The organism is Nostoc sp. S13 (genome assembly GCF_029379315.1).
Classification (GTDB): Bacteria; Cyanobacteriota; Cyanobacteriia; order Cyanobacteriales; family Nostocaceae; genus Nostoc.
In genome coordinates this window covers 16048-40164 of record NZ_JAQYWQ010000065.1, presented here as the reverse complement: position 1 = coordinate 40164, position 24117 = coordinate 16048, and the positions used below count along the sequence as shown (strand labels likewise).

The window sequence follows — 24117 nt, the reverse complement described above, 5'->3', positions numbered from 1 at the left end:
CCTCTCCAAAATTGGGAAGCATCATTTGGCGGTGATAGCGTTCTAACTCACTGGGTGTTAAGTTCATCGCTTTTTACCTCTTTATCAGTCGTAAAATTTATCACCTAATTGGTAGCAAGTATTGTAGTTGTCTATACACTTTTCTAAATTTTACCTGTAAAGTTGGTATTTTTTCCAGGCACTATTAAAGGTTTGCGCTTTACAAGCGTGCCATTCGGATTTCAGCGTTATCTGTTGGTGACGAACGAGTGAGTTAGCAGATGATGAAAAGGTGACACCTATGGTGGGATGCTGCGATGCGTCTACGCTAAATCAGCCGATCAAAAGGTGGTATCTTCTTTCTAAATACTACGGTAAATCAATCGATTTAGTGTAATATAATCGTTATTATCATATATATGGCTGCTTAAACTCCTCAAAATTGATACCAAGGAGTAAATTGTGGTGAATTATTTAAAAGAACACCGTTTTCAGTACAAACAAAAATGTTCTGGCATTACAATCTTTGCGATCGCAGCGTCTTTTCTTGGTTTGATAGCTTCTGGTTGTAGTCAACAAACAGCTATCAATGCCACCGTTAACTCAGATTCCTCTTCAAATCTCACTACCAAAACTACAGAGAAAAACAATGTGATTCGCTTGGCCTATCAAAAAGGCGGGATTATTCCCATTGCGCGTGAACGAGGTGAGTTAGAGCGTAAGTTAGCCACGCAAAATATTAAAGTTGAATGGAGTGGGCCATTTGACCGTTGCGCTACGCTTTTAAGTTCTCTCAATGGTAATCGGGCAGATATTGGCGGATGTGGTGATATTCCTACCATCTCTGGAATTGCTGCTGGACAACCTCTTTGTATTGGTTCTGTACAGCGTCCTAGTCCAGATTCTTTGAGTAATGCCATCTTAGTTCGTGGTGATTCTCCCATTGGGAAACCGGCTGATTTAGTGGGTAAAAAAGTTGCTGTTAATCAAGGTGGTGCAGGCGAATATCTGTTATTAAAAGTTTTGGAAAAAGAAAATATTCCTTCAGATAAAGTCAAGCGAGTTTATTTATCACCGAATGACGCTGCACCTACTCTATATCAAGGTTCTGTTGATGCGTGGGCAGTTTGGGAACCTTATATTTCCATTGCCCAATTAGAGCATAAGGCACGGAGAATTACCACTACACACCCTGCTCCTACCTACGGAATTATGGTTGTTCGTGGTGATGCAGGTAAAGAAAATCCTGTAGCCGTGAAAGCTGCTCTCACTGCTTTGAGTGAGGATGGTGAATGGTTAAATCAACATAGTAATGCTGGATCAGATTTTTTAGTTAAACAGCTAAAAGTCTCTGATGCGGTAGCCAAGCAGGTGACGAAAAATCGAGGCCCAGAGTCTTACGTATTTCTTAATCCTGAAGATATCGCCCATCTTCAGAAAACAGCTGACTGGTTACTAGAGCAAAAAATTATTCCGCAACGAGTAGATATTACAACGGCAGTGTGTCCGTTAGAAACTACTGCCGCTAGGTAGAAAAGATGAAAAGAGGCGGAGAATAACTGCCACTAAAAACTTAAATAACAAAGATTTGGAGCAAAATTAATATGTCTGTGGAATTTATTGGGATGATTGGTACACGAGAAGCGTCGGAATTACATAGCCCTACCGTATCTATTACGGGAGGAAGTATAGACTTAGCTTATGTTCGCAAATTTGCAAAAGTCCATGAAGATGGTGGCTTTGATCGAGTGCTAGTTGGTTATAGTTCTACAGGGCCGGAGGGCTTTAATGTAGTCAGTTATGTGGCTGCTGCAACAGAACGACTCAAATTTTTACTTGCACATAGACCGGGTTTTGTGGCTCCCACTTTAGCCGCCCGGAAATTAGCAACATTAGATCACTTTTCTAATGGTCGCGTTGCAGTGCATATCATTACTGGTGGGAGCGATGCCGAACAACAGCGCGATGGTGATTGGCTCGATCATGATACTCGCTATCGCCGTACCGATGAATATCTTGATATTGTGCGGCGAGTTTGGACGAGTGAAGAACCTTTCGATTATCAAGGGGAGTTTTACCAACTCAAACAAGCATTTTCGGAAGTAAAACCTTTACAGCAACCACATATTCCGATATATTTCGGTGGTGCTTCTGATGCTGCTGTGGGTGTAGGTGCAAAGCACAGTAATGTATATGCGTTTTGGGGAGAACCGATAGCTGCTATTAAAGAACGGATTGCAGAGGTGAAAGCCGCAGCACCGCCTGGAAAAGATTTAAAGTTTAGTGTTTCCTTGCGTCCAATTTTGGGCGAAACAGAAACAAAAGCATGGGAAAAGGCGCGTTATATTCTCTCACGGATCAATGAAACCCGTGCGGAAGCTGGAATTCAATTAACTGCTGGTGCTTCTTTCCGACCCCAAGCTGTTGGTTCATTGCGGTTGTTGGATTTTGCTAAGGAAAGTGAAATTCATGATAAGCGTTTATGGACACCGATCGCAGCTGCTACTGGCGCTCGTGGTAATACTACTGCTTTAGTGGGGACTCCAGAACAGGTTGCAGAGTCATTATTTGATTACTACAAAGCTGGAGTGACAACACTATTAATTCGCGGTTTTGACCCAGTGGAAGATGCGATCGCCTACGGTCGAGATGTGATTCCTTTGGTACGTCAACAAGTACAACGACAAGAACGACAAATAGCAACCGTAGCTTAATCTACCTGTGAAACAAAAAAAAGAAAATTATGGCAAATTTCACTAGACCACAACCGCCAGTCTTTGAACGAGTTGAAGAAGAACGACTTTACCGCAAACAACGCCTTGCTGCGGCATTTCGGCTGTTTGCTCGTTTTGGCTTCAGTGAGGGAACAACAGGCCACATTACCGCCAGAGATCCAGAGTTTACCGACCATTTTTGGGTAAATCCCCTTGGCAAGTACTTTGGTCACATCCGTGTTTCTGACTTGATTTTGGTTGATAGAGAAGGAGAAGTAGTCAAAGGTAATGCTCCTGTCAATCGTGCCGCCTTTGCCATTCATTCACAGGTTCATGAGGCGCGGCCTGATATAATTGCAGCTGCTCATGCTCATTCTCTGTATGGTAAATCTTGGTCAAGTCTTAGTCGCCTGCTCGATCCCCTAACTCAAGATGCCTGTGCTTTCTATCAAGACCACGCTCTATTTGATGACTATAGAGGAGTAGTTTTAGATACTTCCGAGGGTAAAAGAATTGCTGAATCTTTGGGAGACAAGAAAGCTGTCATTCTGCGGAATCATGGCTTTTTAACAGTGGGGCAGACAGTAGACGAAGCTGCTTTTTGGTATATTTCTTTTGAGCGATCGGCTCAAGCCCAACTACTTGCAGAAGCAGCTGGCAAACCACTTCCCATTGACCACGAAACAGCAACTTTTACTCATAACCAAGTAGGAACCCATTCCGGCGGTTGGTTTAGTTTTCAGCCACTCTACGACCGAATTGTGGGCGAAGAACCAGGCTTACTAGAGTAGTTGGTGGTTATTTTTCTTTGTTGTCTTTTTATACCCAAAAATTAACGTGTTTACCAATTGGCTGCGGCAGAATTTTTTCTTCTCTCTGGGTTGCTTGTTAGCCCTAGCAACAACAGCTTGCTCAGAGGTTAAGTCTACCAGTCCGGCAACCATCGTTGCTAATCCTAGTTCATCCCAAATCGCAGTATCGAATACAACTGAACTGCATGTTGCTAAATCTAAAGGTGGCTGGGACTTAAATTTAAAGTTAGCTAAACTAGATAATTTCCCTTATCAAACTCAATTTACTGAGTTTACTGGGGGTAATTTGATGGTACAGTCAATCAATGCTGGTGCGATTGACTTGGGATCTGCTAGTGAAATTCCGCCGATTTTTGCGATTGAATCGAAAGCATCCGTAAAAATTATTGCCACTCTCAAAGGGCCGACGATTGGTCAAGTTGTACTCGTACCCAAGGACTCGACTGCCAAAACGATCGCCGATCTTAAAGGTAAAAAAGTGGGTTACGTTAAAGCTACGACTGCCCACTACTTCCTGATTAAAATGTTGGAAAAAGTCGGGCTAACACTGAAGGATATCAATGCAATTCCTTTATCGATACCCGATGGACTAGCTGCTTTTCGTAAAGGACAGCTTGATGGTTGGGCTACCTACGGTTACTCCATCCCCCAAGCCAAAAAAGAAGGGGCGCGGGTGCTGGAATCTGCAAAAGATATTTTGAGTGGTAACTTCGTGATTATTGCTTCACCCAATGCGATCGCCGATCCCCAAAAGAAAGTTGCGATCGCTGATTTTCTCTGTCGTTTGCAAAAATCTCAAACTTGGCGGGAATCTCATCTCAAACAATGGTCGAAGAATTATGCAAATACCATTGATGTTGATCAAGGCATCGTTTATGAGGATGCCAAGCAAGGACTACAACAGCGTCGCCAAGAATTACTTCCTATTTCTGATGAAGCTATTGCTTCTCAGCAAAAGGTTGCTGATACCTTTTTTCAAGCGGGTGTAATTTCCACAAAAGTTGATGTGAAACAACTTTGGGACAGCAGTTTTAACGAAGATATTGCCAAATGCCAATAATTGCCGCAAGGAGTAAAAAGCTAAATGTCAAAATCACCTGTTTTAGAAGCATCCGTGATCTCAACAGCAAAATTGTCGCCCAATCTCTTGGATCTGGTTGATTCTCTTGCTGCCGATTTTGCCACCCGCGCCGCCATCCACGATCGCAATAGTTCGTTTCCATTTGAAAACTTTGATGCTCTCCACAAAGCAAAATTATTGAGTCTGACTGTACCAGTAGAGTTTGGTGGGCTGGCTGTAGGATATACCACAGCCTGTCGGGTGATTGAAAAGCTAGCCAGTGGTGATGCTTCCACTGCCCTAGTGCTGACGATGCACTACTTACAACACACTAACGCCGCCCGACACCGACGCTGGCATCCCACTGTCTATGAAAAGCTGTGTCGGGAGTCTGTGCAAGGTATAGCTTTGCTAAATGCTGCTCGTGTGGAGCCGGAATTAGGTACACCAGCCAGAGGAGGATTACCTGCAACAATTGCCAAACGTACATCTGATGGTTGGTTAATAACTGGCCATAAACAATACACTACTGGCAGTCCGATTTTGCGTTACTTCGTAGTTTGGGCGCGGACAGATGATGATGAACAGCAAGTAGGGAGTTTTTTAATTCCTCGTGACATTCCAGGGGTCAAGATTGTGGAAACTTGGGATCACTTGGGGATGCGGGCAACAGGCAGTCACGATTTGATTCTAGAAGATGCCTACATTCCCACAGAGTATGCCTTAGATGTCTACCCTGTAAAAGCTTGGTCACAACCCGATCCCTTAATGTTGGCAGTTGGTAGTTTGTTCTTAAGTGCGTTGTATCAAGGGGTAGCAACAGCAGCACGAGACTGGTTAGTTGATTATTTAAATGAGCGATCGCCTACTAATTTAGGTGCCAGTCTAGCAACTTTACCCCATTTTCAAACATCTGTTGGTGAAATTGAAGCATTACTATATGCCAACCATCGATTAATTTACAGTCTGGCAGCAGATATTGACAAAGGTGAACACGAGCCGAATGTTAATTTGCAAGCACAAACAGTGAAATATTTGGCTACAAGTAATGCCATTCAAGCCGTAGAAATTGGTTTAAAACTGGTTGGAAATCCAGGTCTATCGAAAAAAAATCCGCTTGAAAGACATTATAGAGATGTTCTTTGTAGCCGTATTCATACACCCCAAAATGATGTAATTTGTTTGTCTTTGGGTAAGTCGGCATTGAGCATTAAAAGTTAAAAATATAAGATATAAAATTTCAACTAATTTGCAATGTGCAGTACACTAAAAAACCTTACTATTGCCCTGGCAGGTTAAGTTTGTCTGCTGCGGCTTTTTTAACGCAGAGATACAACCTCATGAAACTGGACGTGAATCTTTGCAACAGCCTGAAGTCAATAGACATCTCCAGAAATTAAACAGGCATTATCTAGAACCCTTCAGGACTTACGCAAAATCATGAAAAAACGAACCGCATTCGCGCAGCGTCTCGTTAGAGAAGGACACAAAGGACACAAAGGACACAAAGGAATAAGGTTTCAGAGAGTTATTGCGTAAGTCCTACCCTTGTAGAGACGCGAAATTTCGCGTCTCTACATTCTTTTTCGGAGATGTCTATTGTAGTGGACTACTAGGCTTGATCATCTGATGTTTCTTCAATCTCGATTTCCCAAGGTTCTCCTTTATCATCTGGTGTAAAAAAGTGAATTTTGGCTTTGTTGGAAAACTGCTGCAACTTTTTGATGAACTGGGGAATAGCATCGACGATATGCAGATAACTTTCTATGTCATAGCAGATAATGACTAACATCAGAGGACTAGTATTTATTTTGAAATACCAGTGACAATTTGATAGTAAAACTCGCATTATTGGGCCGCAGGCTTGATAAAATCGCCTGCAAGTAGCTTCTTCTAGTTGCCTGTAGAATAACTCATTAAGTATAGGTGCTCCAGTTGGAGGCAAATCATCTGCGGGAAGGGGGGATTTATTCATAGTAAATAACTAGGGATTAGGAATTATTAGTCAAAAACTACAAGCTTTCTGCCTGTTTTAATCACGCCATCTACTCAAAGATGGCGCAACAAGCATTTTCGTAGTTGTACCCGAAGTCGGGTTTTCATAGCAAGTGTTCTTGTTCTTGTGTTGCAAGCCATTGTAGTTCTAACCACAAACGAGCATCTGTCTGCTTTACCTTCGACATCGGATCTCGCAGCAGATGTGTAGCATTTAGGCAGATAACCTCAACTAATCCTGCATATTCTGCTACTTCCCTGAGTATAGATATCTGGGCTTTGACAGCAGCAATCAGATTGTCAGGGCAATAAATTGTAAAGTATGGCAGAAAGTGAACACGAGGTCTTCCCCAGTAAGACTCGATGAGTTTAACATGACAGTGTTTTAGCAATTCCTCAACTTGTGGGAAAGAATCAGCAATAACCGTTTTGAATTCTTTGACTAGCTCTTGTTCATACCAACTTGTGTTCATAGTTATAACTTTCATGCTGAAAGTAGTAATTGGGAATTAGGAATTAGGAATTAGTTTTTTTGCTAATCACTGAGAACTCAGCATTTACTAACCTTGGCGCGAAGATTTTTTGGGGTACTGTGTAGTACAAAAAGGTCGGCGAAGCAATTTTTTACTAATACTGGTTTCGTTCTCCTCAAACACTATTAAATGCAATACTTGCTCTAGGAAACGCCGTTTGTCAAAAATGCCTTGAATCATCACATCTAGTTCAGTTGCGCCCTTGGCAGGAAAATCCTCACCATCAATCGTGCGCCAGGGTAAAAACTCCTGCCAGTCTGAGGTTAATGTACCGACTCGTGCCCGATTTCCATAAGTAATAACTAGGAATATATTGTAGTCAAACAGCTTTGGTATTTGTTCAATGTAGGTTTGAATTCGCTGATAACCTTTTTTGAAAGTCGTCTGTGGATCACTTGGCTGAATCGAGACAATAACTGCCAAGGGTAAACCGTTGATAAAGACAACGACATCAGGACAGTGAGTATAACTCCCCTCAACTATAGTCAAGGGATGAATAGCTAGCCAATCATTGTTCAGTAGATTAGACGTATCAATGAGCCATACAAAATCATGAACTATTTCTTGGTTATACAGGTATTCAACTTGCACACCATCGGTCAACAATTTGTGAAAGCGGTGGTTATTTTCCAGGAAGTTGCAACTCGGAATGCAAATAACCTGATGGATAGCTGCGGCGATCGCTTCATCCGGTTTTGTCGGGTTAATTTTCTGCAAAGCACTATGAAGGCGCTGATACAAAATCACCTCAGTATAATTGCTGCGCTCTATCTGATGCTTACCCAAAGCAATATCTGACTCTAACAAAACTGTGTAGCCAATAACCTCAAACCAGGTGAGCAAAGATGATGCCGCAGGCATGACAGATCGTCTAAGGTCAAAACGGCGACGAAGTTTTCTTGTAACACGACTCGCTTTGGCAGTTGGTTTTTTTAGCTGTGCTGGATTCATCAACTGTAGAAGATTTAATTTGAGTCAATGCAGAAGCTCGCGCCTAGCTTGCTGACATTGGTTGGTATATTCACTAATGGACGTATACGGCTTTTCAGTAACTATCAAAGCTAAAATTGCTTTGCAAGATTGTATCTAGTGATACATATTACCAATATTACTGGTAATAATGTGAGAAACAGTTAGAATTGGCTCTGTATTAATGCTTAACCTTTGTTTCTTGCTCTAAAAACAGGTTGCCAATATCAAATAAAAGCTGCATAGTACCTCGGTAGCCAACCTTGGTAAACTGACCATAATCTAAGCGGTCAAAAATGGGAATCCCTTGACGATAGAGAGGAATTTTTAAGCGTTGAGCGATCGCAACTCCATGAGAGTTGGTAATTAGCAAATCAGATCCAACCGCCAGTTGTTCAAAGTCTTCCAAATCGCCGATAGTAACGCTCTTAATTGGAAGTTTTTCCAGCAGAGGAAAGCGTGTTGTTGTCACTGCTGAGTGAATCTCAACTCCTAGCGATCGCAGGAAAGAAACTGTTGACCAAAGTAAATCTGGTTCCAACGCCAAAGAAACTCGCTTGCAACCAAAGTAAAAGTGATTTTCCAACATCACATGTTGTAACTGACGGCGTTGACGGCGGTATTTCTGGGGTACGCTGACACCACTAATATCCGCCAAAGCTTGCAGGAATTTATCTACTGCTGCTAGTCCCGTCAGTTCACCAAATACTTCATAAGGTATATTGAATCTCTGATCCAAAATTTGCGCCGCAGTCCGCATACTATTACCTAGTGCCAAAGTGAATACAGAACTGCCAATTGAGCGCAACTGTGACAAAGTAGTGCCATTAGCTGCGATCATACTAGTGTTATCTTCTATATGACTATTTAGTGAGCCAGACAGGTCAGGTATAACAATAGGTACGAGTCCAAAAGAGGTGACAATCTCTTTGATTTCCTGTATATCCCCTGGTGTGAAGGCAGAACTCGCCAAAATAGTGATTTGTGTGGGATAAATATTTTGGTTGGAGCTTTTTTGGGGAATTTCCCTGACTATACTCTCAACTGCACCAGCAAAGCCATCCTGTAATGTACCTTTGAAATCCGGTGTAGAGACAAGCACAATTGGTAAATAATCCAGTTCTGGGTGACGGTGGCGAATCTCTTTGACAAAGCGCCCCATATCATCACCTCTGGTTTCCACGAGTCCAGTGCTACAAAGACCGATAATTTCTGGTTTGGATTTCTGCACCAAAGTCAGGATTGCTTGTTCAACTCTTTCCTCGCCACCCAAAATGGTTGCAACTTCTGTCATCGCTGTACTGGAAAGGGGAATCGTCTGACGGAAATGCTGTACTAATACTGCCTTAGTCAAAGCAGTACAGCCTTGAGAACCGTGTAATAAAGGCATGATTCCCTTCAATCCCAAAAAGGCTAAAACTGCACCCACAGTTTGGCTTTGCTTCAGGGGATTAACTGCAACTGATGTACTCGTAACGCTAATAATTGCCATCAAATGTCCTCCTGTTGAGAATTTCCTACTTCCCCTGCTTCCCACGGGGCTGGCTGACATACTTGTTCCCACACAGGGTTGTAAAAAGCGGCATACAGTTCTCGTGCTATCTCTAAAATTCCCATATAGCCAGCATAGGGATGGTTCCGTTCTTGATTAATGTCTAGGAATGGAATCTTAGCTGTGAGAGAAGTGTCTTGATGGCATTTATCAGCAATTAACATATCAGCTTGATTTTCGTTAATTATCTGTAGAATTTCTTCAGAACTATTTTGTTCTAGAATTATGCCATCTTGACCCAGCAAACTTTTGATTCTAGTTCTATCCTCCTCAGTATTATTCTTAGTAGTAATAGCAATAACTTCCATCCCCAATTTCTTAGCCGTAAAGATAATTAACCAACTTTTGAAACTTCCAGTAGAAAGGATAATGCGTTTACCTTCCAATCGGGTGATATAAACAGCGAGTTTTTCTTCTAAAGCAGCAGTTTCTTCTACAATTAGCTTTTCTGTACGTTCATGCAAATCAGGATTAGCCAATTTTGCGGCAATGCTCCTTAGACACTGATTGATTTGCTCTACACCATAAATAGACTCTTCAATATAGGGAATGCTATATTGTTTTTCCATCCCTTTTGCCATGTTGATTAGTGCTTTGGAGGAGAGGAGCACGTTAAGTTTGGCACGATGGGCATAGCAAACTTCTTTGTAGACAGCATTGCCTGTAATTTTTGCCAAAACTCTGATACCTAATTTATCCAATAACGGTAGAACATTCCATATTGCACCTGCGATGTTGTATTCACCAATTAGGTTGATGTCATAGGGTGTAGTAGTATCTGGTTCAGCTGTTCCAATAACGTGTGAAAGCATTGCTTCAGCAGCGACACGGTTGCCCAAATTTTGGTTCCCGATGAATCCAGGGCAATGTACAGGGATAGTGGGTATTCCTGTTTTCTCGGTGGCATCTTTGCAAACTCCCTCTATGTCATCCCCAATCAGGGCGGTGATACAAGTGGAGTAAACAAATACTGCCGCAGGTTTGTAGCGTCTTTCTAATTCTAAAATGCCTTTGTACAGCTTTTTGGCTCCACCAAAGATGATATCGTTCTCATCTATGTCGCTGGTAAAGCGTATTTTGTACAGCATCGAACCAGAGGAGAGACTACTGTAACTTCCCCAAATACTGGCAGCACAGCCGCTTGGCCCGTGAACTACATGAGCAACATCGGTGATTGGTACTAGGGTAATCATTGCACTATCAAAAGCGCAACTCCCTTGAGTAGTTCCAGGTTGGGGTAATTCTGTGGAGGACTTTTTTTTATGCCGTATCTGCTGCTGACGGGCATCTTCAGAATTGGAGTCACTGAGTGAATCGTTGATTTTTCCTGGGGTGGGGTTCATTTGTTTGATGACAATAGGTAGAAGTTATTAGGTATTAACTGAATTCCCAAAGGCTGAAAATAATTTTTATTTCTTAACTGTGTATCTAAAATATGGAAAAAAAGGGAATGAGCAAGAGAATTTGCCATTCCCTAAAACATCAACATCAACTAGGTTAGAGAAGGAGAAAACAAAAACACGAACTAGACCATTAAAGTATTAATGTTGCCGTGTACATTTTAGATGATTACTGTTAACACGGTGAAGTTCAAACATACAAAGTTAAGATCAGCTATTCCATAACCTCCATTTTCAAGGATTGGTCAGAGGGTGGGCTATTTTGGCCCACCTGATATTTACGTAAAGCTCTAGGGACGCGAGTATCTGGCCGGCAGACTTTACTCTGTATTTAGCATCGGAGTCTGAACAAGAACTTTACTTCTTCTCGCTACCAGAAACTATTTCTACATTTCCTTTTTTCAGTGCTTCTAGTGCTTCGCCTTGAGTGTCTTCTAGCTTTTTAGCAGCGTCTGCTTGGCTAATCATTTTTGCAGCATTTTCTTCACTTTCAAGGATGCCGAACTCAATCAACAAATCTTCTAGCTCATCCATCTCGATGGGTGTAGGAACTGTAAGATTTGTATTGTTGATAATCTTGTCCGCTAATGTGCGGTATTCATTAGCTTGCTTGCTGTCAGGTGCGTACTCGTTCACCGTCATCCGGCGCAATTCAGCGTGTTGCACGATATTGTCACGCGGGACGAAGTGAATCATGTGGGTATTCAATCTGGCTGCCAGGGTGCTAATCAGTTCGTCTTCCCGGTCAGTTTGACGACTGTTACAAATCAGTCCACCCAAACGTACACCACCAGTGTGAGCGTACTTGAGAACGCCACGAGCAATGTTGTTAGCTGCAAACATCGCCATCATTTCACCAGAGGTAACGATGTAGATTTCTTGGGCTTTACCTTCACGAATTGGCATGGCGAAACCACCGCACACAACGTCGCCTAATACGTCGTAGGAGACGAAATCTACATCTGAGTAAGCGCCGTTTTCTTCGAGGAAGTTGATAGCGGTGATAATACCCCGACCGGCGCAACCTACACCAGGTTCTGGCCCACCTGATTCTACGCATCTGATATCCCGGAAGCCAGTGATTACCACTTCTTCGAGTTCAATATCTTCCACAGCACCCCGTTCAGCAGCTAAGTGCAACACGGTAGTTTGGGCTTTACAGTGCAGAATCAATCGGGTAGAGTCAGCTTTAGGATCGCAACCTACAATCAAGATGCGTTGACCCTTTTCCGCCATAGAGGCCAGGGTATTTTGGGAGGTAGTAGATTTACCGATACCGCCTTTACCGTAGAAAGCAATTTGTCTAATTTTTCCGTCGGACATGATGATTGATCCTGTAGTTGTTTGTTTGGTGGGTCTGTCGGTTTATAAGGCGTTGGCACAAAGTGCCTATCGGAGGTACTCGCGCTGTCAAGTTACAACAGTGACCATGTGTAGAACGTCATTGGAGGTGCTCGTTCTACAGCAAAAAGAGTCCGAAGAAAGAACATATTCAAGTTTTGGTCAGTTTTCGTTGACCATTAGTCATTGTTTTTTTCTGACTAAATGGCTAGAGCGATAAGACATCACTCAAGGAATATTGAAAGTATTACCATCCGCTCATTCAAATCATTTCTCTGGCAGTAGTAATACCAATTGCGAAAAAGAAAGTTACAGATTCCAAACTGGAAATCCAGATTAAATCCGAATTCCTTAATTACGAATTACGTAGCTTGGTTCTCGCCGGAGGCGAGTATTACGAATTATGAATTCAACAACCTTCAGTTGTTGTAATCCCCTGAAGGTTGCTTATACCTAAACAGTGGTTGCAGCCGGAATTTAAATTGACGCCAAGTTTTCCCTAAACCACACAACCAACCATTGCAATCCACTCTAAACAGTCGCTACAACTTCCCCGATTTTACTGATATCGTAACCGCCGAGAATTTCAAATTGTGAGTGAACCATGCGATGTCCCAAAGTACTGAGCAATTGCTGTACTGGTGCTTCTTCTAAATATTCCTTGAGAATCACCAAATCATATCGTGACTGATGTAAAGGGATAAATCCCAGCCCAAAAGCGGTAGCTATAGATGCCGTACTAATACCAGCATCGGCAACTCCTCCGACTACAGCTTGGGCAACATCTTGGTGACTTTTGAGTATATTGTCAAAGCCCTGAACAGCATCGAACGGTATCTGCTCTTTTTGGAGTGTTTGTTCCAAAAGCATCCGACTACCAGAACCTATTTCGCGGTTGACAATAGTCCTTCCACTTGCAACTAAGTCAGTAACTGTTCTAATTCCCATTGGGTTCCCTGACTTCAACAAAAGTCCCTCCTCCCAGACACCAAGGGTAATCAGAACTGCTTCCCTCCCAGCCAGAGCATCTCGAACAAAGGGAGTATTATACTCACCAGTCTCAGGATCATACAGATGCATCCCAGCGATGTGCGCCTCACCTCGGCATAGACTATGCAATGCAGCCATGCTATTAGCGAAGTTATATTGGACTCGCAATTGGGGATGCCAGCGTTCGGTGGCTCTTGCCCATAGTGAAATTACAGGCGCACAACCAGCAATCACAACCGTGTTGTGAAGTGTGTCAAGATTATCGTCTAGTAGCCTGACTTGAACTTTATTTGTGCCTGTTTGGCTAATGGCTTCACCGTCGGCCGGAATCATGTCTTGACGAAAAGCATCCTTACCAATCAAGGGATAAGCTATCCATTGTCCTCCCACACGAGCCATGCTAACTCGCAGTTGCTGACCATTAGGAACAGGTTTGGCAAGAAAGGCTTCAATTTCAGGTAAATCTCGCTCTAACCAGAATAGATGCTCAACTTGACAGCCAAGCGCTTTAGCCAAGCGAAGTGTTATGGCTACTGAGGGAGCATATTGTCCCGACTCTACACCACTAATTGTCTGACGAGTCACACTAGCGATGTTAGCCAAATCTTGTTGGCTCATGCCTAAGCGAGTTCTAATCGACTTCAAGTTATTACGGAGGTCACTATCCTGCTTCATTGGCTTTGTCTGTTAGTTTCAAAAAGCCGTAGCGGATTTAAACATTGCATCTGCCAAGGCGAAAGTGTGGTCTTTAAGTTTATATTATTTCTCTTTGAAGACTTTTTCTGCTTTCGCTGTTTGATTCCCCATATAAAAAGATTATCACATCAATTGCCAATTTGCTTGCGAAGCGCAAATTATTTTTGCAGGTGGTTGCTTTTTATAATAAACCCTCGCCATATAAGTGCTGCTCATCAGACCCTCTGATCAACGGCTAAAGCAATCCAGCAATATTCGAACTTGATTTTAGATGAATTTTTATGATACGCTGCCTTTATCTGTAAACTACAGTTACTCGGTAGACTAAGCGTAGTTTATAACAACACAGTATGCATCAAATGGGAATTACCCCTTATGCCAAAAGATTGGTATGAATGGCACGAACTCTACAAGACCGAGCCAAAATTGCAACAGCGTCTAGAAATCGTGCGGGAATACATTGCTTATAGCTTGAATAACTCACCAGAGGGAGCTATTCAGATAGTGAGTGTTTGCGCGGGTGATGGACGAGATTTATTAGGAACCTTAGAAAATCACCCCCGTGCGAAGGATGTTTCTGCACGACTTGTGGAAATAAATTCAAATTTAGTTGAACATGGACGAGCAACTATAGAATCTTTGGGTTTAGCCAAGCAAATTGAGTTTATCAATGGTGATGCAACTCTTGCCACTAACTACGTAGAAGCAGTACCAGCAGATATTGTGATTGTATGTGGTGTCTTTGGCAATCTTGCTGATGAAACTGAACTCAATCGCTTACTGGATAACTTGAGTTTTCTGAGTAAACCAGGTGCGTTTGTGATCTGGACTCGCGGACACTCTAACGGTATTCCCTACTCTGAAAATGTGCGGAAAATTTTAGGTGCATCTGAATTTGAGGAAGTGAACTTCAAGTTCACTGCTACAGGAGACATGGGTGTAGGTCTTCATCGATACCTTGGTGAAAATTTAGCTCAACCCAAAGAGCAACAGTTATTTGTGTTTTCCGGCATTCCTAGTAAAGCGAGGTAAAAAATGTCTATTCAAAACACAGTATCCAGTTGGGAAGAACTTTTAGAGACTGCTAGAAAAAATACCTCTGCGCGTAGGGTAAAGAGGGCAGGAGAATTTCCTTCTACTGCACCAATACCCAGCAGTTTACAGAATATCAAAATAGATGTTTGTTAACATTAGTTCCTGAATTTTATTTAAACAGAGGTAATTTGATGTATATACCGTAGTATTATATAAAGAATTATCATTGTTTCTTAAGATAAGAAGAGTTTGCAGCCTAAGCAGTAATTATTGAGCAATACAAATTGTTCAATAAAACTTGTCAATTCAATAATAAAATTATCACAAAATATGTTGTACAACCAACTAGGTAATAGTGACCTAAAAGTTTCCGAAATTTGTCTTGGTACTATGACATATGGGCAGCAAAATACTATTGAAGAAGCCCATCAGCAGCTAGATTATGCGATTAAACAGGGAATTAACTTCATTGATGCGGCTGAGATGTACCCAGTACCAGCCAGTGCTGAAACCTACGGCTTAACTGAAACTTTCATTGGAGAATGGTTAAAACATCAACAGCGAGATCAACTAATAATTGCTACTAAAATTGCGGGCCCGGGTCGAGGCTTTAAATGGTTGCGTAATGGAGCAGAAGCAATTGACCGGGACAATATCAAACAAGCTGTAGATGATAGTCTGAAAAGATTACAGACGGACTATATTGATTTATATCAAATCCATTGGCCCGATCGCTATGTCCCTCGTTTTGGGCAAACAGTTTTCGACCCCTCTCAGGTAAAGGAAATAGTTCCGATCACTGAACAACTAGAAGTTTTTGCTGATGTCATCAATGCAGGTAAAATTCGCTATATCGGCTTAAGTAATGAAACTCCTTGGGGCGTTGCACAATTTAGTCACGCAGCTAAACAATTAGGATTACCCAAAGTTGTATCGATTCAAAATGCCTACAATTTACTCAATCGAGTTTTTGATGGCGCACTTGCAGAAGCAGTTTATAACGAAAACGTTCCTTTACTAGCTTATAGTCCTTTGGGATTTGGCTATTTAACTGGTAAATACCTCAACGGTAAACCAGAGAAAGCGAGAGTTACTTTGTTTGAAAACTTTGGTCAACGATATTTAAAACCAAATGTTAGCAAAGCAGTAGCAGCTTATGTAGAAATTGCCAAACGCCATCAACTAAGTCCTGCACAATTAGCGATCGCATTTGTGCGAAGTCGTTGGTTTGTCGCTAGTACAATTATTGGTGCTACCACACTAGAACAACTCAAAGAGAATATAGAAAGTATCAATGTAGTTCTCGACAAAGAAATTCTCTCAGAATTGGACGCAGTTCATAGTCAATATCCGAGTCCAGCACCATAGAGACGCGATTAATCGACAAAGCAATCTAAATTTAGGAGTTAAAAACAGTTCCTAGTCAGTTTTTCAGACGTTATTAGTCTACACAATTCATGATAGCTACTTAGAATTATGACGATCGCAACAGCACCAGTTGACCAAAATAGTATTCGTCGGCGGGGTACTGGTTTAAGGGCTTATAATCCTGACAAAGTATTCAAAGGGTATACACTTTTTACTCCACTTACCGGTAACGGAGAAGTCTATCTTCTGAATCTAGAAGGAGAAGTGGTACATCAGTGGAATCTGCCGTATTCACCAGGTTTATATGGTTATCTCTTACCTAACGGCAACCTTTTTTATAATGGTAAGACACTAGATATTCCGCCACATTTTCCTTTGTGGGCGGCTTTTAAAGGTGGCGTTGTCTTAGAGGCAGATCCTAAGGGAAATATTATCTGGGAGTACAAACATCCAGATCATCATCACGATGGGCGCAGACTACGTAACGGCAATACCATTTTATTAGCCATTGAAAAGATACCTCAATCTTTGATTCCTCGGATCAAAGGCGGCGTACCGGGAACAGAAGCAGACGGTGATATCTATGCTGATGTGCTTTACGAAGTTACTCCTGCTGGTGAGATTGTCTGGACTTGGCACGCCCACGAACATCTAAATCCAGATATTTTTACCATCACTCCCCAGGATCAAAGACATGAATGGACTCATGGTAATACTGTAGGCGAACTCGCTGACGGCAATATTATAGTGAGCTTTCGTAACATCTCTACCGTCGTAATTATCGATCGCAACACAGGAGAGATTATCTGGACACTTGCAGATGACGTATTAGCACAGCAGCACTTTCCTAACGAATTAGCTAACGGCAATATACTGATTTTTGACAATGGCGCACATCGCCGTCACACGGCGCTAAATTTCTCTCGTGTAATTGAAGTCAACCGTCAAACTAAAGAAATAGTTTGGGAGTACACCGACAACCCACCTCAAAATTTCTTCAGTTCGTATATATCAGGCGCACAGCGTCTAGCGAATGGCAACACTTTAATTACAGAAGGTGCTTTTGGCCGCATATTTGAGGTGACAGTTACAAAAGAGATTGTTTGGGAATATATCAACCCCCACTTTGCGGCTCGAAATCTTGGTGAGAAATCAGCAGTGGCGGGTGGGGAGCAAAATTCAGTCTTCCGCGCCTTCCGTTATGCAGCTGAAGAAGTGCCTTGGCTTTAAAAAGGCAGGAGGATTTTGATTCGGAATTCTGCTAATAAACCAATTCTATTCATAGAGGAATATTAACATGGCTGAAATTAAGATATATAGTGCGCTTGTTTGTCCTTATGCTCACCGTTCGCGCTTGGTGTTGCAAGAAAAAGGTATCGACTTTAATTTGATTGAGATTGATTTAAGCAACAAGCCGGAGGGATTTACAGATATTTCTCCTTATGGAAAAGTACCTGCGATCGCACATAATAATCATCGAGTTTGGGAATCGGCAATAATCAACGAATATCTTAATGAGGTATTTCCTAATCCGCCTCTTTTGCCTAGCAGTGCCATTGCTAAAGCCCAGGCTCGCATCTGGATTGATTTTGCCAATACTAGATTTGTTCCAGCTTTTTCTGCTCTCTTGCGTAGTCCCGATATCCAACAGCAAGAAGCAGCTAAACAGGAACTATACAAACATCTAGAATTTATCGAAAATGAAGGTCTAGGGAAGTCATTAGGAGACGGGCCCTACTGGTTTGGTGAATCCGTCAGTCTGGTTGATTTTACCTTTTATCCCTGGTTTGAGCGTTGGTCAGCACTGAAGCACTATCGAGGTTTGGCGCTACCAGAGGAATTTACTCGTCTACGTCAGTGGAAAAAGGCTTTAAAACAACGTGATTCGGTGGTGGCGATCACTAATAGTAAGGAGTTCTACATAGAGCGATATGCTAGATTTGCTACTCCTGTTGCTGCATAGCGTCGCGTTACAGAATTGACATATCTAATAAACTCAGCGAGTTTCGTGAGCAACTCGCTGAGTTTACTGTTTACGCATTACACCCCGTAAAAAGTCAAAATAATTTTATCTTTGCCTAAGTTTTCGCCGCCCAAAATCTTTTTGAGTGGCGAAAAACTAAAGATACAATGATTACTTTGACACCTTGGGATGCGGCTGCCCATGCTGCCCATGCGGCGGCAGGGCCACCACCAATTACCAGCACGTCAGCAGTTAATTCTAGTTCATTTTCGCTATGGACTCTTAGCAATTCCTTGTCCTCCTTTTTGGCAGTCAACTTCATACTTTGCCACTGTGAGCGGCTTCTACAGGCAAAAATCCACCCGCCTGCATTTTTCAGAACTATAGTAAGCACCACCTTTTGCTAGTAATTCGTCATCGGTGCCATCTTCGACAATGCGAGCTAAGGCATCATGTAAAAATAAGTTGTACAAATTTAATCTGGAACAAGTTGTGAGCTTAACTTCCCCATCAAAATTGTTCAAGTTATTTGATATTCGGTTGGAACTGCCGTTGCGTCACCGAACACAAACAGCGAGTCTTGTCTGCGACACACTGTTCGTGTTCAAGCGTCACAGCCCAAACTAGGCATCGCTGATCAGAATTTACCAGCTGTTTGGAGGGAGCATTAGGTAAAGTGGCAGCAAAAGTAATTTAATGGGTAGTCAAGCGATCGCTCTTAACAAGAAATTGCTGCTGACGAGCATTCACACTAGCTACGCTTATATCCCTTTCACACCAAGTCTTGTGTTACAGCTGCACGATGACCTCTATCAGTAAACCAAAAATTTTTTTATATCTTATAAAAGCAGCCAGTAGTGGAGATAGTATTGAGAACACCGCCAAATTATTAAAGAATGTTTCTACAGCTAATGATATTAGATATCATCTTAATAAAATTAAAAACTATCTACACGACTAAATAATTATCAAATTCATGAATCAAAGAAAAGTATGGTTATTAACGATGCTGCTTGTAACAATGGCATTAATTAGTATCATTACAGGTTATAGCCATTCTTTAAAAGCAGCTTCATCTTTAGGCAAAGACACACTGACGATGATTACTTCCCCAGATTATCCACCTTATGAGTTTTATGATACTAAGCAGGGAGAGAGGCAAATTGTTGGCTTTGATGTAGATATTGCCAAGACTCTTGCTCAAGAATTAGGATTCAAACTCCAGGTAATAGAATCAGATTTTAATGGATTAATTCCGGCACTGCAAGCGAAGCGGGCTGACTTTGTTATGGCTGGCATGACTCCCACCCCAGAACGTCAGAAAAATGTTGATTTTTCAATTATTTATTACCAAGCAAAAGATACGATTGTCGCTCCTAAAAATAGCAATCTCAAACAGACCAAAGACCTAGCTTTTAAAAAAGTTGGGGTACAACTAGGGACTATCCAAGAGCAAAATGCTAAAAAAATTGCCCAAAAAGTTACAGGTATTCAGCTAAAACAACTTAATAGAGTACCAGAAGTAATTCAGGAAATCAAGTCGGGGCGAATAGATGCAGCAATTGTTGAGGACACGGTTGCTAGAGGATTCGCCCAAGCCAACCCAGATTTAGAGTTTAATGTTATTCCCTCTGACGAGGTGAGTGGCTCGGCGATCGCTTTTCCTAAAGGTTCAGGCTTAGTCAAACCTTTTAATAAAGTCCTGCAACAAATGAAGTCCAAAAAAGAACTAGAAAAATTAGTCACTAAATGGTTTTCGCAAACAAGAGCAACCGCTACATCTTCTAAACCTCCTGCTAAAAACGAGCTAAATTTAGACTTTACCAGAATTATCCCAGACATTCCTTTTATCCTCAAAGGCATCCCTTTGACGTTGTTGTTTACGCTCTTGTCAGTATTTCTAGGGTTAATTTGGGGTACAGTTCTTTCTTTGTGCAAAATCACTGGCATCAAGCCTTTCACCTGGCTTGCCAACGCCTACACCTCCGTATTTCGAGGCACGCCCCTGCTGTTACAGTTGGCTTTGGTTTACTATGCCACACCCCAGTTGACAGGTTATGATATCTCGGCTTTAGAAGCAGGGGTGCTAACTTTTACCCTCAACTCTGGGGCTTATATGTCAGAAACCATCCGGGGTGGAATTCAAGCAGTAGACAAAGGACAAACTGAGGCGGCGATGTCTATGGGTGTTCCTTATCACTTGATGATGTGGGACATAATTTTGCCCCAAGCATTGAAGAACATTCTACCTGCATTGGTGAATGAAACTATTGGATTGTTGAAAGACTCAGCTTTGGTATCAACAATTGGTGTAGTGGAAATATTACGCAGTGCCCAAATTGTTGGTGCAAATAAGTATATTTATTTTGAACCTCTGCTGTTTGCGGGGTTCATCTACTATATTTTAGTTATGGGTCTGACTAGGAGTGCATCCGTTTTAGAAAGGAAGTTAAGACAAAGTGAGTAAAGTCATAATTCGGACAGAATTCTTGTGTAAATCTTTTGGCAAACTCGACGTACTCAAAGATATTTCTACAGAGATTCACCAGGGAGAAGTTGTTGCTATTCTTGGGCCTTCTGGTTCGGGTAAATCTACCTTTCTGCGGTGCATGAACTTGTTAGAACGCCCCACTAAAGGTAGAATCTATTTTCAAGAGCAAGAAATCACTCATCCCAAGGTAAACATTGCCAAGGTTCGTCAACAGCTGGTGATGGTGTTTCAACACTTTAATCTATTTCCTCACATGACAGTATTGCAAAATGTCACCTATGCTCCGATCAAAGTGAAAGGAGTAGATCCGCAATTAGCCCAAAATAAAGGGATGGAGCTATTAACAAAGGTGGGCTTAGAGGAAAAAGCAGATGTTTTTCCATCCAAACTATCAGGGGGACAGAAACAAAGGGTAGCTATAGCCCGCACTTTGGCAATGTCACCAGAGATGATTCTATTTGATGAACCCACCTCTGCTTTAGACCCAGAAATGGTCAAAGATGTGCTCCAAGTGATAAAAGATTTAGCTCAAACAGGGATAACAATGGCGATAGTTACCCATGAAATGGGGTTTGCTAGAGTTGTAGCTAGTCGAATTATGTTTCTCGATCGAGGGATTTTAGCAGAAGATACTACTCCCAACAAGTTTTTTCAAAATCCTCAGTCCCAAAGGGCCAAGCAATTCTTAGAAAAAATGCTTTAGTTAATTTTTAATGCCAACGCGTCCACCAAGAAAAGGAAAATTTTCAATACCTTTTAACCTGTCGCCTCTTGCTTTTTTAACATTATTTGATTGCTCAAGAAAAATAATTTAAATATCTAATTTCAATCACTGTACCGTATATGCTGTGGTTTATCCAGAATCCTTTAGGAGCAAGCTTTTTGAGACTTAACGGGATAAGTTAGAACGAGGAAAAGGTTTAAAGATATTTTGTGTAGGTGAGGGAGCAGGTGTAACTAAGTTAGACCTCGGAGTGAGTTTCGATTTAACGGTGATAAAAAATGCTCTTTCTTCCTGTTTACCAGATGCATCAGTTACTTGAAGCGCGACTTTTTGGGGAAAGTTACTGATATTAAGAAATGACTTTGTGTCAATAGGTTTCACATTTCCATAGGGGTCGAGTTTAACTTGAATATTTTCTCCATCTACGTTCCAGCTTAAAGCAACGTTCTCTCCTTCATTCAAAACTATATTTGCCTGGTCGGTGCTATCTTTGCCATTTATTTTGAAAAATGCAATCTTGAAAGGTTTTGCTACTATTTCAATTTTACTGTCAGCTTGTTTAGTACTATTTCTATCGAATACCTTAAAAGTTTCAACTATTATTTCGGGAATAAAACGTCCAATTTTATTGACTGAAATATCAATACTGCATTTAAAGAATTGTCTATCTGGAGAATTTTGTCGACAAATATTCTGAGTTTTAGGGTCGTTAATCACTTTACCTTCTTTATCTTGAAATTGGATGTTTACAGGCTGAATTGGTTCTAAATTATCAGCAGTTTTGAGATGAATTATAACTTTAAAAACTAACTCTGGATGTGTAATTTTCCACCTCAAATTTACTTTTTCGCCTTTTTGATATTGTCGTTTATTTGCTTTTAATTCTACTACTTCTGCTATTTCTTTTTTTGCAACTTCCACTTCAGCCGTTTTAGGATCGGTTTCAATTATACGGTTAAAAAAAGGTGGATTTTGTAGATAAGAAGCTTTGAGTTCAAAAACGTATTCACCTGCTCCGTTAATTCCAGTGGGAACGCGATTACATATTAATTCTTCTTGGGTTACATTACAGGGAGGATTAGGATTATTCTGATTTTTATTAATTAACTGATTAATACTATTGTTATCATAATTGAATATAGGGTCATTATTTGGTGGTTTCTTAGTTATCACTACTAGATTTTTCAGTCTCTTATAATTATCAATTTTCCAGTTTAAGTTAACTTCATTACCTTCAGTTATTTTTGGGTTATCACTACTAAAACTTTCAATTCTTAACGGGTCTGGGTGCAAAAGTCTCCAAATCATATATGCAATACCCGTAAATAACCCCAACCCTAGTAAAATTAACAGTAAAAATTGCCACCAAGGACGCGCTTTCCATAATAAAGTGGCTTGAGGAGATGCGTTAGCCAAAGGATAGCTTTGCTTATCTGTAATATTAACTTCAAAATTGATCGGTAAAGATTGACCGAAAAATGGTCGGCGCCACCAAGGGCGTGGTTTAACTCGAAGAATTGCTTTTTCGGTTATATTCGGTAATAATTTTAATTCAGTAGGGTTAAATTTGTAGGTGCAAAGTTCTTCTTCATCCCTTGTTTTCGCATCAAAAAATAGTTCCCGTATCAAGTTACCTTGATTATTAAGTACTAATTCATAGATGCCATCTTTACGGCTAACTTTTCCTAAAGTAGTATTAAGTTCTATACCTAACTGATAGTTTGCCGGTAAATTAATGTATATTAAATCTAGCAGTGTTAAGTCTGGATTATTTTCTGAAAGCAAGCGAATCGTTGGAGAATAGCTACCAGCGAGAGTATCAATAGGAGGACGAAATTCTAAAGAGATTTCACCTTCAGAATTAGGGTTAAGTTCCAGTGCATTAACATCAAATAAGCCTACTCCCTCGAACCCACTAGCAGGGTAAGATATTTTAAACCAATTTTCATCTAAATCTGGACACGTCAAGCGAAATCTGTCTACACGGTTCGAGCGATTTTCGACTTTTATCACCACTTGTAAAGGTTGGTCAAGTCTATAAGTTATAAGTTTATTTGGATTTGTGGCAGGTATAATCGAAAAAGTTGGGTCAAAAGCGCGGATAATAGTTTGTTCTTTGAGCAAAACTTTGAGTTGCCCAGGAAAGTTTATTGGAGTATCTTGCGGATAGTGTTCTGGAGAATCTACGACAAAAGTATAATCATAAGTACCCGCTAAAGCATCAACTGGGATTTCAAAATTAAACGTAACTTCGCTGCTACTTTCTTTCGGTGCCACTGCTAAACTAGCTTTTGGAGAAGCAGACCAGCCACTGATTTTTTGAAATGTCTCATCAAAAGTAAAAAATAAGTCGATAACAGCACTTTGGTCGCCCTCATTAATCACCACAGCATAAAGTGATACAATATCTCCTGGCATCCCATATTGAATTCCAGGCGGATTGATAATAACGGATAGTGGATTAGACATATTATTAAAGTACTTGCTATAAAGTG

Annotated in this window: 20 protein-coding genes; 11 read left to right on the top strand and 9 right to left on the bottom strand. The window is 41.2% G+C overall.

The window, feature by feature from the left end; translation table 11 throughout:
- Positions 1 to 441: 441 nt before the first annotated feature.
- The 5 genes from PUQ00_RS19630 to PUQ00_RS19610 all read left to right on the top strand — a co-directional run bounded on the left by PUQ00_RS19630 (position 442) and on the right by PUQ00_RS19610 (position 5786).
- Positions 442 to 1512: an aliphatic sulfonate ABC transporter substrate-binding protein gene (locus PUQ00_RS19630; RefSeq protein WP_300419718.1), complete on the top strand. Its 1071-nt coding sequence runs from the start codon at positions 442 to 444 to the stop codon at positions 1510 to 1512.
- 71 nt (positions 1513 to 1583) lie between these two features.
- Complete coding sequence (locus PUQ00_RS19625) at positions 1584 to 2693, top strand: LLM class flavin-dependent oxidoreductase (protein ID WP_300419715.1); 1110 nt, start codon at positions 1584 to 1586, stop codon at positions 2691 to 2693.
- A 29-nt stretch (positions 2694 to 2722) separates the two neighbouring features.
- Positions 2723 to 3484 carry a class II aldolase/adducin family protein gene (locus PUQ00_RS19620; protein WP_300419712.1) on the top strand — a complete coding sequence of 254 codons (762 nt, stop codon included), beginning with the start codon at positions 2723 to 2725 and terminating at the stop codon, positions 3482 to 3484.
- A 46-nt stretch (positions 3485 to 3530) separates the two neighbouring features.
- Positions 3531 to 4565: an ABC transporter substrate-binding protein gene (locus tag PUQ00_RS19615; protein WP_300419711.1), complete on the top strand. Its 1035-nt coding sequence runs from the start codon at positions 3531 to 3533 to the stop codon at positions 4563 to 4565.
- A gap of 24 nt (positions 4566 to 4589) precedes the next feature.
- Entirely contained in the window at positions 4590 to 5786 is a 1197-nt protein-coding gene (locus PUQ00_RS19610; RefSeq protein WP_300419708.1) for an acyl-CoA dehydrogenase family protein, read from the top strand.
- A 391-nt stretch (positions 5787 to 6177) separates the two neighbouring features.
- Here PUQ00_RS19610 and PUQ00_RS19605 read toward each other — a convergent pair whose 3' ends face one another.
- From PUQ00_RS19605 to PUQ00_RS19575, 7 genes are all read right to left on the bottom strand, one after another.
- The gene (locus PUQ00_RS19605) at positions 6178 to 6540 is read right to left on the bottom strand and encodes a hypothetical protein (RefSeq protein ID WP_300419706.1); all 363 of its coding nucleotides are present in this window, start codon (positions 6538 to 6540) and stop codon (positions 6178 to 6180) included.
- Between the two features lie 124 nt (positions 6541 to 6664).
- On the bottom strand, positions 6665 to 7033 hold the full coding sequence (locus PUQ00_RS19600; protein WP_300419704.1) for a hypothetical protein: 369 nt from the start codon (positions 7031 to 7033) through the stop codon (positions 6665 to 6667).
- Between the two features lie 87 nt (positions 7034 to 7120).
- Positions 7121 to 8044, bottom strand: coding sequence for a type I restriction endonuclease (locus PUQ00_RS19595; RefSeq protein WP_300419701.1), 924 nt, complete (start codon positions 8042 to 8044; stop codon positions 7121 to 7123).
- Positions 8045 to 8243: 199 nt separating this feature from the next.
- Complete coding sequence (nifN, locus tag PUQ00_RS19590) at positions 8244 to 9554, bottom strand: nitrogenase iron-molybdenum cofactor biosynthesis protein NifN (protein WP_300419698.1); 1311 nt, start codon at positions 9552 to 9554, stop codon at positions 8244 to 8246.
- Positions 9554 to 10957, bottom strand: a complete 1404-nt coding sequence (gene nifE, locus PUQ00_RS19585) for a nitrogenase iron-molybdenum cofactor biosynthesis protein NifE (RefSeq protein WP_300419695.1) — start codon at positions 10955 to 10957, stop codon at positions 9554 to 9556. Before nifE ends, nifN begins: the two co-directional genes overlap by 1 nt.
- 414 nt (positions 10958 to 11371) lie before the next feature.
- The gene (gene nifH, locus PUQ00_RS19580) at positions 11372 to 12337 is read right to left on the bottom strand and encodes a nitrogenase iron protein (protein WP_300419693.1); all 966 of its coding nucleotides are present in this window, start codon (positions 12335 to 12337) and stop codon (positions 11372 to 11374) included.
- Between the two features lie 549 nt (positions 12338 to 12886).
- On the bottom strand, positions 12887 to 14020 hold the full coding sequence (locus PUQ00_RS19575; protein WP_300419691.1) for a substrate-binding domain-containing protein: 1134 nt from the start codon (positions 14018 to 14020) through the stop codon (positions 12887 to 12889).
- A gap of 396 nt (positions 14021 to 14416) precedes the next feature.
- Here PUQ00_RS19575 and PUQ00_RS19570 point away from each other — a divergent pair, with 396 nt between their 5' ends.
- The 4 genes from PUQ00_RS19570 (at position 14417) to PUQ00_RS19555 (ending at position 18407) form a co-directional block, all read left to right on the top strand.
- Positions 14417 to 15073, top strand: a complete 657-nt coding sequence (locus tag PUQ00_RS19570) for a class I SAM-dependent methyltransferase family protein (RefSeq protein ID WP_300419689.1) — start codon at positions 14417 to 14419, stop codon at positions 15071 to 15073.
- A gap of 333 nt (positions 15074 to 15406) precedes the next feature.
- A complete protein-coding gene (locus PUQ00_RS19565; protein ID WP_300419686.1) occupies positions 15407 to 16444 on the top strand; it encodes an NADP(H)-dependent aldo-keto reductase in 1038 nt (345 codons plus the stop codon).
- 108 nt (positions 16445 to 16552) lie between these two features.
- Positions 16553 to 17674, top strand: a complete 1122-nt coding sequence (locus PUQ00_RS19560; RefSeq protein WP_300419683.1) for an aryl-sulfate sulfotransferase — start codon at positions 16553 to 16555, stop codon at positions 17672 to 17674.
- A gap of 67 nt (positions 17675 to 17741) precedes the next feature.
- Entirely contained in the window at positions 17742 to 18407 is a 666-nt protein-coding gene (locus PUQ00_RS19555; protein WP_300419681.1) for a glutathione S-transferase family protein, read from the top strand.
- 115 nt (positions 18408 to 18522) lie between these two features.
- Here PUQ00_RS19555 and PUQ00_RS19550 read toward each other — a convergent pair whose 3' ends face one another.
- Complete coding sequence (locus PUQ00_RS19550) at positions 18523 to 18729, bottom strand: FAD-binding protein (RefSeq protein WP_300419720.1); 207 nt, start codon at positions 18727 to 18729, stop codon at positions 18523 to 18525.
- 654 nt (positions 18730 to 19383) lie between these two features.
- Here PUQ00_RS19550 and PUQ00_RS19545 point away from each other — a divergent pair.
- Complete coding sequence (locus PUQ00_RS19545) at positions 19384 to 20874, top strand: ABC transporter permease subunit (protein ID WP_300419678.1); 1491 nt, start codon at positions 19384 to 19386, stop codon at positions 20872 to 20874.
- Positions 20867 to 21601 (top strand): amino acid ABC transporter ATP-binding protein, encoded by a 735-nt coding sequence (locus tag PUQ00_RS19540; protein ID WP_300419675.1) that lies wholly within the window; start codon positions 20867 to 20869, stop codon positions 21599 to 21601. The genes PUQ00_RS19545 and PUQ00_RS19540 overlap by 8 nt, the downstream gene beginning before the upstream one ends.
- 186 nt (positions 21602 to 21787) lie before the next feature.
- Here PUQ00_RS19540 and PUQ00_RS19535 read toward each other — a convergent pair whose 3' ends face one another.
- The gene (locus tag PUQ00_RS19535) at positions 21788 to 24091 is read right to left on the bottom strand and encodes a hypothetical protein (RefSeq protein ID WP_300419674.1); all 2304 of its coding nucleotides are present in this window, start codon (positions 24089 to 24091) and stop codon (positions 21788 to 21790) included.
- Positions 24092 to 24117 lie beyond the last annotated feature (26 nt).